The 9,616-nt window shown below is 35.5% G+C and carries 10 protein-coding genes and 1 pseudogene; 8 read left to right on the forward strand and 3 right to left on the reverse strand.

The window, feature by feature from the left end; translation table 11 throughout:
* The first annotated feature begins 221 nt into the window (after nucleotides 1-221).
* Complete coding sequence (locus WG67_RS07205) at nucleotides 222-608, forward strand: hypothetical protein (RefSeq protein WP_070356823.1); 387 nt, start codon at nucleotides 222-224, stop codon at nucleotides 606-608.
* 29 nt (nucleotides 609-637) lie between these two features.
* Nucleotides 638-1,330 (forward strand): hypothetical protein, encoded by a 693-nt coding sequence (locus tag WG67_RS07210; RefSeq protein WP_070356824.1) that lies wholly within the window; start codon nucleotides 638-640, stop codon nucleotides 1,328-1,330.
* A gap of 50 nt (nucleotides 1,331-1,380) precedes the next feature.
* On the opposite strand, the gene WG67_RS01990 is transcribed toward WG67_RS07210, so the two are convergent.
* Nucleotides 1,381-1,896 (reverse strand): gamma carbonic anhydrase family protein, encoded by a 516-nt coding sequence (locus WG67_RS01990; protein ID WP_070356825.1) that lies wholly within the window; start codon nucleotides 1,894-1,896, stop codon nucleotides 1,381-1,383.
* A gap of 144 nt (nucleotides 1,897-2,040) precedes the next feature.
* Here WG67_RS01990 and secG point away from each other — a divergent pair, with 144 nt between their 5' ends.
* From secG to WG67_RS02005, 3 genes are read left to right on the forward strand one after another with little or no spacing between them, the layout of a single operon-like run.
* Nucleotides 2,041-2,361: a preprotein translocase subunit SecG gene (gene secG, locus WG67_RS01995; RefSeq protein ID WP_010962615.1), complete on the forward strand. Its 321-nt coding sequence runs from the start codon at nucleotides 2,041-2,043 to the stop codon at nucleotides 2,359-2,361.
* Nucleotides 2,361-3,950 (forward strand): CTP synthase, encoded by a 1,590-nt coding sequence (locus WG67_RS02000; protein ID WP_070356826.1) that lies wholly within the window; start codon nucleotides 2,361-2,363, stop codon nucleotides 3,948-3,950. The genes secG and WG67_RS02000 overlap by 1 nt, the downstream gene beginning before the upstream one ends.
* A 25-nt stretch (nucleotides 3,951-3,975) precedes the next feature.
* Nucleotides 3,976-4,383, forward strand: a complete 408-nt coding sequence (locus WG67_RS02005; protein WP_010962617.1) for a nucleoside deaminase — start codon at nucleotides 3,976-3,978, stop codon at nucleotides 4,381-4,383.
* A 40-nt stretch (nucleotides 4,384-4,423) separates the two neighbouring features.
* Here the strand turns inward: WG67_RS02005 and WG67_RS02010 are convergent, their stop codons facing one another.
* Nucleotides 4,424-5,686 carry an MFS transporter gene (locus WG67_RS02010; RefSeq protein ID WP_083250484.1) on the reverse strand — a complete coding sequence of 421 codons (1,263 nt, stop codon included), beginning with the start codon at nucleotides 5,684-5,686 and terminating at the stop codon, nucleotides 4,424-4,426.
* Nucleotides 5,687-5,793: 107 nt separating this feature from the next.
* Between WG67_RS02010 and WG67_RS06640 the strand changes: the two genes are divergently transcribed.
* From WG67_RS06640 to WG67_RS02025, 3 genes are all read left to right on the forward strand, one after another.
* Complete coding sequence (locus WG67_RS06640; RefSeq protein WP_156768658.1) at nucleotides 5,794-6,141, forward strand: hypothetical protein; 348 nt, start codon at nucleotides 5,794-5,796, stop codon at nucleotides 6,139-6,141.
* Between the two features lie 748 nt (nucleotides 6,142-6,889).
* The gene (locus WG67_RS02020; RefSeq protein WP_245683388.1) at nucleotides 6,890-7,885 is read left to right on the forward strand and encodes an ATP-binding protein; all 996 of its coding nucleotides are present in this window, start codon (nucleotides 6,890-6,892) and stop codon (nucleotides 7,883-7,885) included.
* A 547-nt stretch (nucleotides 7,886-8,432) separates the two neighbouring features.
* A complete protein-coding gene (locus tag WG67_RS02025) occupies nucleotides 8,433-9,431 on the forward strand; it encodes a pyruvate dehydrogenase complex E1 component subunit beta (protein ID WP_070356829.1) in 999 nt (332 codons plus the stop codon).
* On the opposite strand, the pseudogene WG67_RS08275 reads toward WG67_RS02025, so the two are convergent.
* A pseudogene (locus WG67_RS08275) lies at nucleotides 9,407-9,616 on the reverse strand (TrbC/VirB2 family protein); the annotation flags it as partial. The gene WG67_RS02025 and the pseudogene WG67_RS08275 sit on opposite strands and share 25 nt — an antisense overlap.

The raw sequence follows: 9,616 nt of genomic DNA on the forward strand, positions 1-9,616 counted from the left end.
TAGCAACGTCATACCGCCGCGGTATCTCTAGATCCCGCTAACAAGCAGCGGAATGACGATGGTCGGTAAACCTAAATTACTTTAGCTATAGCACAATTACGGCAATTTTACGCCAAAATTTTTTGTTTACGAACATAAATTTTCTATGCTATGATAAAAATATTACTTAACCTTAGGTTCTAAGGGTATTATGTAATGTTAAATTACAATTGAGGTTCGTTATGCTAAGCTTAAAGAATGGTACAATACAGGTTGCCGATGATAAAATAGTGCTTGTTATAAAAAAAGATGATTATGAAGAATTTAAAAAGTATAAAAACGTAGATAAGAGTGGTGCTATAATTGATGACAAGTTTTATGTGGGCTGTACGCTAAATGATCAACAACTATATATTACTGGTTCTTATCCTCAAGAAGAACTAGGAGATAATACAATCATGAATGTAAAATCCGTTGGGAAAAATGGTGGCAAATATTTTAGTCGCCTAGAAGAAATGAAAAATCTGTTAGGCTTTAACGATGGGAAAGAGGAGATTATGGTAAAAGCCCTATCTTTCCATCCCACAGTACAATTGTTAGAAGAGAAAAATGTTAAAATGAAGAATTAGAAGCTGCAAAGAAGAAAGCTGAGGAGGAATTGAGAATTAAAACACAAGAATTACAAGATCAATTGGACACAGCTCAGCAGGAAAAACAAGACTTAGAAGCTGAAGTGGAAAAACTAAAGGCAATAGATTCTACAGCGTTGCAGCAGCAGTTAGAAGAGAAAAATGCTAAAATAACAGAATTGGAAGCACAGTTAAACAACCAACCAAATGCTGCTCAGTTAAAAGCCAAAGAGGATGAAATAAATAAACTAAATGATGAAGTTGCGCAGTTAAAGGCAGCACCAAATGATACTGCTGCTCAGTTAAAAGCCAAAGAGAATGAAATAATAGCATTAAAAGATCAAGTTCAGCAGTTGCAAGCAGCACCAAATGATACTGCTGCTCAGTTAAAAGCCAAAAAGGATGAAACAAAAGACTTACAAAATCGATTGACTGAAGCTGAGGAGAAAAATAGAAAACTAGAAGATAAAAGCAAAACAACTGAGCAACCAAAACAAGGCAATGGAGCACGGTACACTGCTACTGTTGGTATGGGTCTTGCTGCTGGACTGATAGCATTTACTGCACTTGAACGTACAGTTAAGTTAGAGATGTTAGTAATGATTGGTATAGCAGTAGCATCTGCACTCGTAGCCGGTGGTATTACATATGCAGTATTACCTAGTACTCAAGTAGATGGGGCAAAAGCACAAGAAGTAAATGAGAATGGGAAAAAGAAGTAACAAGGGTTAAGCCGAAATGTACGTGTCAAGTAAAACACTTGACGCGAACTTCAGTTTTTATATTCCTTCATTAGCATAATATAATTTTGTGCTGATTGTGTAATATGTTTAATTTCTTCATTCGACATTTTTTTGAAGAATTTTGCTGGCCTGCCAGCCCATATTTCCCCACTTTTTATCACTTTTCCGTGTGTTACCAGTGAGCCAGCAGCTACCATAGCTTCAGGCTTCACAACTGCATGGTCCATCACGGTAGAGCCCATACCAATAAACGCCTTATCATGCACCGTGCATGCGTGCAACACACAAAAATGTCCCACTGTTACCATGCTGCCAATAATTGTGTCACCACCTGGGTTTCTATCCACATGAATTACCGTTCCATCTTGAATATTTGTTCCATTACCTATTTTTATTGATCCAACGTCCCCTCTGATTACACAATTAAACCAGATGCTTGCATCTCTTCCTATTTCAACCTTACCTATGATATGCGAACCACCTGCGATGAAAGCACTTTCGTCTATTTTTGGTTCATAATCTTTATATTTTAAAATGTGATACATATTAAGCCCAAAGTCTTATGCATATGTTAATCAAAATAAGGTAAGCAGTAAATACATACTTAGATTTCAAGTTATTTGGGTGACAGATGTTCTTGACTTACGTGCTTTGTACTGCTAAGATTTTTATTTTCAGCCCTATCTATAATGTCAGTAGCGGTATTAAGTATATTTCAAATAATATTGGTTGTTGTGTTAGTAATTTTAGTGCTCTTGCAGCCGCCTGGAAGTAGTTCGTTAAGTGGTTTTAGTAATACACAACAGGGGGTCAATTCGATGATTCCAGTGAAATCTTCTGAAAACCCGCTCAGCAGAATAACGGCTATTGTTGCTGGATTGTTTATTATAAACACATTGCTATTGTCAGGATTATATTCAAAAGACGTACATAAAAAATCGATTGCAGAGAAAATTATATTAGAAAAAAAGCAAGAAAGTGAACCTACTTCTGTTCCATTTGAAAATTAATGAAGGAAGCTAAATTTATCTTTGTTACAGGTGGAGTTGTGTCATCGCTTGGTAAAGGCTTAGTTGCTTCAAGCGTTGGTGCGCTTCTTCAAGCTCACGGTTTTAAGATCCGTATCAGAAAACTTGACCCGTATCTCAACATTGATCCTGGGACAATGAACCCAACTCAGCACGGAGAGGTATTTGTGACCGAGGATGGTGCTGAAACTGATTTGGATCTTGGGCATTATGAGCGTTTTACTGGAATTAAAGCAACAAAAGATGACAATATAACAACTGGTAAGATATATCATGAGTTATTGAAGAAAGAGAGGCGTGGTGATTATCTGGGCAAAACTGTGCAAGTCATTCCTCATGTGACAGATTTGATCAAATCGTTCATTTTTAATGGTACGGAAGGTTTAGATTTTGTAATATGTGAAATAGGCGGAACTGTAGGTGACATTGAAAGCCAACCATTTTTGGAGGCTATACGTCAAGTTAACTACACATTAGGAAAACAAAGAGTTATCCTTATTCACTTAACTTTAATACCATATCTTACCGCAGCGCAAGAATTAAAGACAAAACCAACGCAGCATTCAGTTCGAGAGTTAAATTCCGCGGGGTTACAACCAGATATTATATTATGCCGCAGTGAGAAAGAAATTTTCGATAATCAAAGAGAGAAAATAGCTAAGCTTTGCAATGTTTCTTTATCCAATGTGATACCTGCCCCTGATGTGAGTCATATATATGAGTTACCGGTGTTGTATAGCCAATGTGGGCTTGATACGCAAATTTTGGAGCACTTTCATTTAAGTAAGCCAAAACCAAGCTTGACTGAATGGGATCAAATAGTGCATTCCATAAGGCACCCAACACAGGAAGTTACTGTATCTATAGTGGGAAAATACACCGAATTCCCTGATGCATACAAATCACTGGTTGAAGCATTAAATCATGGTGCGATTAGTAATAAAGTCAAAGTAAAGATAAATTGGGTTAACTCAAGAGAGAAGGAAGAAAAACTTATAGGAGAGAAATTACAGAATTCTCATGCAATCCTTGTTCCAGGGGGGTTTGGTGATGACGGAGTAGAGGGTAAAATATTAGCAATAAATTATGCCCGTACAAATAATATCCCATTTTTCGGAATTTGCCTTGGTATGCAGCTTGCAATTATTGAATTTGCTCGTAATGTTGTTAAGCTTGAAGATGCACACTCTGAAGAATTTCGTAACTGTAAACATCCAATCGTTAAGTTAGCTGGCGATCAAGATGACGATCTTGGTGGAACCATGAGACTTGGGGCATACAAATGTAATATAAATGCAAACTCTAAAATGATGGATGCATATAGTAACACTACTATTTCAGAAAGACACAGGCATAGATACCTAATCAATTCAGATTATAAAGATGATTTGGAAAAAAATGGGCTGCTATGCAGTGGCATATCAGAAGATGGAACGTGCATAGAGGCAGTGGAGTTAGAGAGTCATCCGTGGTTTATTGGTGTGCAGTTTCATCCAGAATTTCAATCAAAGCCGTTTTCTCCTCATCCTCTTTTCGTGTCGTTCGTTAAAGCAGCAATTGATAAGAAATAAGTGCCTAGTGTTTAAGTATCAATATATGGAGCTTGCCATAGAGCAAGCCAAACTCGCTCAAAAAAATGATGAGGTGCCCATAGGTGCTGTAATAGTGAGTGGAGACAATATCATTTCTTCTGCACACAATATATCCAGCGATCCAACTGCACATGCAGAGATGTTAGCGATCAGACAAGCATTTTCAACTCCCACGCTTTGTGATGCTGATATGTACGTAACATTAGAACCATGTCCGATGTGTGCTCAAGCTATTTCCTTTGCCAGAATTAAACGATTGTACTTTGGAGCTTATAATCCAAAAGGTGGAGGAATTGAAAATGGTGCTAAGATATTTCAATTTTGCAGCCATATACCTGAAGTTTATGGTGGGATATTAGAAATAGAATGCTCTTTTTTGTTAAAGGATTTTTTTGAGAAACTAAGGACCTAATTTAGGTTACGGTATAAATCTAAGAGAAAACTGAGAACTTTCACAAATCAAAATTTTTATCTTGCGGTTTTATTTGCAATATTCCTACCACACTGATCAACAAGCAGAAGACTATATAAAGCCCAGCAGCAAGGTTTGTTTGAGGAAATGTTACAGTCAACCAAATACAAACCATAGGAGTAAATCCTCCATGTAACGCATAAGAGATATTGCGTGATAAGCTCACACCACTAAATCTAACATTGGTAGGAAAGAGTTCAGATGCAACTATTCCTATGGGAACTATACCCCTTTCTATTATAGAGAGAACCATTACGCTCAACGCAATCACAAGATAATTTTTATAGTAATATGCAATAGATAACGCAGGACAACACAGTGCCATTGTAATTGCTATAAATAAGATTGCAGTGCGCTCTTTTCCAACTTTATCAGCCAACATTCCAAACGCTATTGAAGATATCGGCATTAATACACTGGTTATAATCAATACAATTTCGTTGATATATGTTGTTACATAAACATCCACTGATGCTATTTCCTTTGCGAGAGTTCGAAGAAATATGGTAAATCCAACAGCAACATTAACAGGTACAGATATTAAAATAGCAAGTATAAGAGCTCTCTTGTGGCGTTTTATAAGCTCTATTATTGGCAAATCAGGTAAATTTCTTTGTTTTCGATTTTTTTCATATGCTGGAGTTTCTCCCAATGTGTATATGCTATACGCGCTAATTAATCCTAAAATAGCTGAGAAAATAAATGGCAATCTCCAACCCCAGGTACAAAAATCAGTAGTTTTTTTGCAGATAATCACTATCACCGCAGAAAGCAAGACGCCAATGGAGCGACCAAAACCCATCATTCCAAAATACATCCCTAAGTTCTCTTTCCTACTGGATAAATGCTCTATAAGATAAACAGAACTTCCTTGTTCACCACCAAGTGCAATTCCTTGTGTTATATGGATTGCAAGAAGCAATATAGTAGAAATTATACCTACTTGATTGTGACTTGGAATAAATGCAATGAGACTTGATGGTATCGATATTAGCAAGATAGTAATTATTAATGCTATCCTCCTTCCATACCTGTCACCAACGTGACCAAATATGAATGCACCAAGTGGCCTTACAATTGCACCTAGCCCTACAATTCCAAATAATTGCAGTATGTTACTGTAGACATCTTTTGCAAAACAAAACTCTCTGCTGATTATGTTAATCAAATCAATAAAAAGCATGTAGTCATACCATATTGCGATTCTGCAGAGTATGGTTGATATCAACACCCTTGTTTGCACTAAATTCAATTCGTAAATGTTTGCTTATTCTATTCTGGCTGCTTTTTGGGATTTTACAACCTAAACATATGGAGTTGACTTTTTTATTATGGTGTGTGATAATTGCAATGAATATAGCTTATTTAGCAGCACTTATAGCAGCAGCTATAATAAAAATAGCAGCAGTAATACTTTGTGCTATAATGTGTATAAGCATTTTCTTTATATTATTTAAGGGAATTAAAGAACACTTAGATTCAAAAGGATTTCTATCTCTTCTGAAAACAGTAGGTGTAATTTCTATAATACTATCAATTATATCTCTCCCACTTATTATATTAAGCCTTACTACTCCGTCACCTCTGGTAGTAGGTATAGTAGGTGGTATCGTTGGTGCTATTTCCATAATACCATTAATAGTAGCTTACATTTTGCTTGTGGCTATATCGAATATCTTTATTACCAAGTCTTTATAAATTTGAGCTAATGTTACTGTCTTCATTTCTTCTTGGTTGTAATATTGCTGAAAGTTATCTATTTCCATAGGTATAACATATAATCTGATTTTATAAGATATTCTACCGGGATTAAAATATCGTTAACTTAGGCGTTATAAACAAAATTTACAGGAAAAATAAGATGATACTACTCAAAAAGGCAAACAAGACGGTATTTTTCTGGCATAAGTTAGCGTTCAGCTTTACCTTTCCTTGCAAGACATTTTAGAGCTATTATGTCTTACTTCTTGAAGATACAAGTTAGCGTTTTTAACCCGAATTCTGGATTGGAGATTAAAAAAAACAAGAATATCAATAGCTTATTGTTTTAGCATTTACGATAAAGCAGTAAGCATTTTAAGACTAGTTACTAATTTAGTAAAATTCAAGACTTTCAATAATTTACCTAAAATCTAATCCAGAATTCGGGTTAATAATAAAATCTTGTTTTTTGAAAATGAATTTGGTAAACTTTAAAGATGTATGTGACAATATGGTGATATATTGTTTTTAGTATTTAATAAAGTACGTACTTGATAATTTTTCTGAACGCTCTAATCAAGCTAAAATAGGTAAGCTAGATAAAATTATTCTTAGTTTAAAATTGGTATAAGGTATTAAGATGAAAAAAATTGAAATTTCAGAATTACTAAAAAGAATTTCAATCTGTTTACTATGCGTGGCAACTATTGTCTCTATCGCTTTTTTGTTTGCCTATATGCATACAATGTTGCTTAGTAAAGGGTATGAGTTAGCTGCACATTATGTTAGTGAAGCTATGCCTTGTGTGTTACTTGTCGTTCTCCTTTTTATTGTTTGGTTTGTATATGATCAAGTATTCAGCAAACTAAAGGAAGTAGAGCTGCCTATATCGATAGAATTAGCTAATTCAGATGATAAAAGAATAACATTTGCTGATGCTATAATTGATGACTCCTTAAAACAACGGTTGCAGATGATTTGCTGTGACCAAATGACAGAAGAAATGCGCAAGCTGTTTGGAAATAAAAGTATTAATTCACTAAGAGGTTACATATTATATGGCCCTCCTGGAAATGGTAAAACACTTATCGCTCGTGCAATTGCAGGTGAATCAAATATGAATTTCATAAGCATCTCAGGTCCTGAACTTATTGGAGTATATATTGGTCATGGTGCACATGCTGTACGCGAGCTTTTTAAAATAGCAAAAAAATATTCTCCTTGTATAGTCTTTATAGATGAAATAGATGCAGTTGCACAAAAAAGAAGTACCGCTAATAACTCAGCTTACCATTGTCGAGAGAGTTTAACACAGTTGTTAACTGAAATAGATGGATTTAAGAGCAGAAAAGATATAATAGTAATTGGTGCAACTAACCTTATCGGTGGTATAGATCCAGCACTTATTAGACCTGGACGTTTAGGTCAGAAGGTTTATGTCCCTAATCCAAACATAGAGGTGAGACAAAAGATATTGGCACTTTATATGCGAGGTACAAAAACTGATGAAAAGCTAAGCCTCCAAGACATTGCAGACAAGACTGAAGGCTATTCTGGGGCTGAGTTAGAGCAATTAGTGAATGAAGCAAAAATTAGCGCTGGTGCGCAAAGACGGCTTATAGTGAGTGAGGAAGATTTCAGTTACGCGCTTCACAGGTTAAGTCCAGAACAAGAAAGAGGTAGAATAAAGTTAGTTTCAAACGCGAAGACACAGATAGAAGAAACTTCTTTTATACGGTAAACATAAAAATTGAAATTATAGAAGTGTAGCTGAGCCAACCTTCGTTATTCTTATTATTACCCACAAATAAAGACATGGTATTGCATTTACTCAAATAATTTAATTTTATTAACCTGAAAGCTTATTGGATTAAAATTATTAAATTAAGAGTTATAATTTTAGCAACTAAAAGCTGTAAATTGCACCATATAAACAGTTATTTCAAGCAAAAGTTATACTGACCTTAGCCAGAAAAAGTGGTGGAAAAGTTAGGAATGTTTTTTACAAAAAAAGACAGTATCAATAAAAAGGATTTTATTCTATTTGAAATATAAAATTATCATGTATTTTTCTGTTATTCCCAAGTGAATTATTATTAACTTAGCAGTATATATTATTAAAAACACAAGCAATACAATCATTTTTAGCAACCAAAACCAGCAAGCGTGAGAAGATTTTTTTTTGGAATGAGTTGGTCATGATGTTTGTAAAACTTAATTTGTACACTTTACTTACCCCCAGTAATTCTGATATAGTTACTTTAGTTAAAGTCTATAAAAGTTTATAAATGGCAACCTTAAGTGTAAGAGAAGCTTTATGCACAGCAATTAGAGAAGAAATGCAAAACGACTCTGATGTGCTTATCATGGGTGAAGAAGTTGCAGAGTATGATGGTGCTTATAAAGTAACGAAAGGATTACTGAAAGAGTTTGGAGAAAACAGAGTAGTTGATACGCCTATTACCGAACATGGATTTGCTGGCCTTGCTGTTGGAGCGGCATTTGCTGGATTAAAGCCAATAGTCGAGTTTATGACTTTTAATTTTTCTATGCAAGCTATTGACCAAATTGTGAATTCCGCAGCAAAAACAAATTATATGTCAGGCGGACAACTTGGATGCCCTATAGTATTTCGTGGACCAAATGGCGCTGCAGCAAGAGTTGCTGCACAACATTCTCAATGCTTTGCAGCTTGGTATTCGCATATACCGGGGTTAAAAGTAATAGCACCCTATTTTGCCTCAGATTGCAGAGGTCTGCTTAAAGCTGCAATTCGTGACCCTAATCCGGTAATATTTCTAGAAAACGAAATAGCTTATGGACATGAGCATGAAGTTTCTGACTCTGAGCTATCAAACAAAGATTATCTACTTGAGATAGGCAAAGCTGCTGTTATACGGGAAGGAAAGGATGTAACTATCACTGCTTTTTCATTAAAATTAATGGATGCCTTAAATGCAGCAGATTTACTTTCGAGTAAAGGTATAGAAGCTGAAGTTATTGACCTCAGAACCTTAAGACCACTTGACACTCAAACTGTTATTAACTCTATTCAGAAGACTAATAGGTTAGTTAGTGTAGAAGAAGGATGGCCATTTGCAGGAATAGGAGCAGAGCTGTCAGCCGTTGTTATAGAACAAGGATTTGACTACCTTGATGCTCCAGTTGTACGTGTAACTGGCAAGGACATCCCCTTACCTTACGCTGCAAATCTAGAAAAAAAAGCATTACCGCAAGTGGAAGATATAGTTGAAGCCGTGCATCAGGTCTGTTTTAGAAAAAAATAGTTCTTTTTTGTGTCTCCTGTTCCGCATTGGTCCATCAAAGAAGTATTTCCAGTGCCGCCTATACCACCCATTACTTTTATGACGATAGTTTTAGCACCGAAAAATACAGCACAAAATATACCGAGTGCAAAAAGAGCTGGCCATGGCATTCTACCAAATATCGCGAGCAAAGCTGCACCTATTAT

Origin of the sequence: Wolbachia endosymbiont of Drosophila incompta (assembly GCF_001758565.1) — a bacterium.
In the GTDB taxonomy this organism is placed as follows: domain Bacteria; phylum Pseudomonadota; class Alphaproteobacteria; order Rickettsiales; family Anaplasmataceae; genus Wolbachia; species Wolbachia pipientis.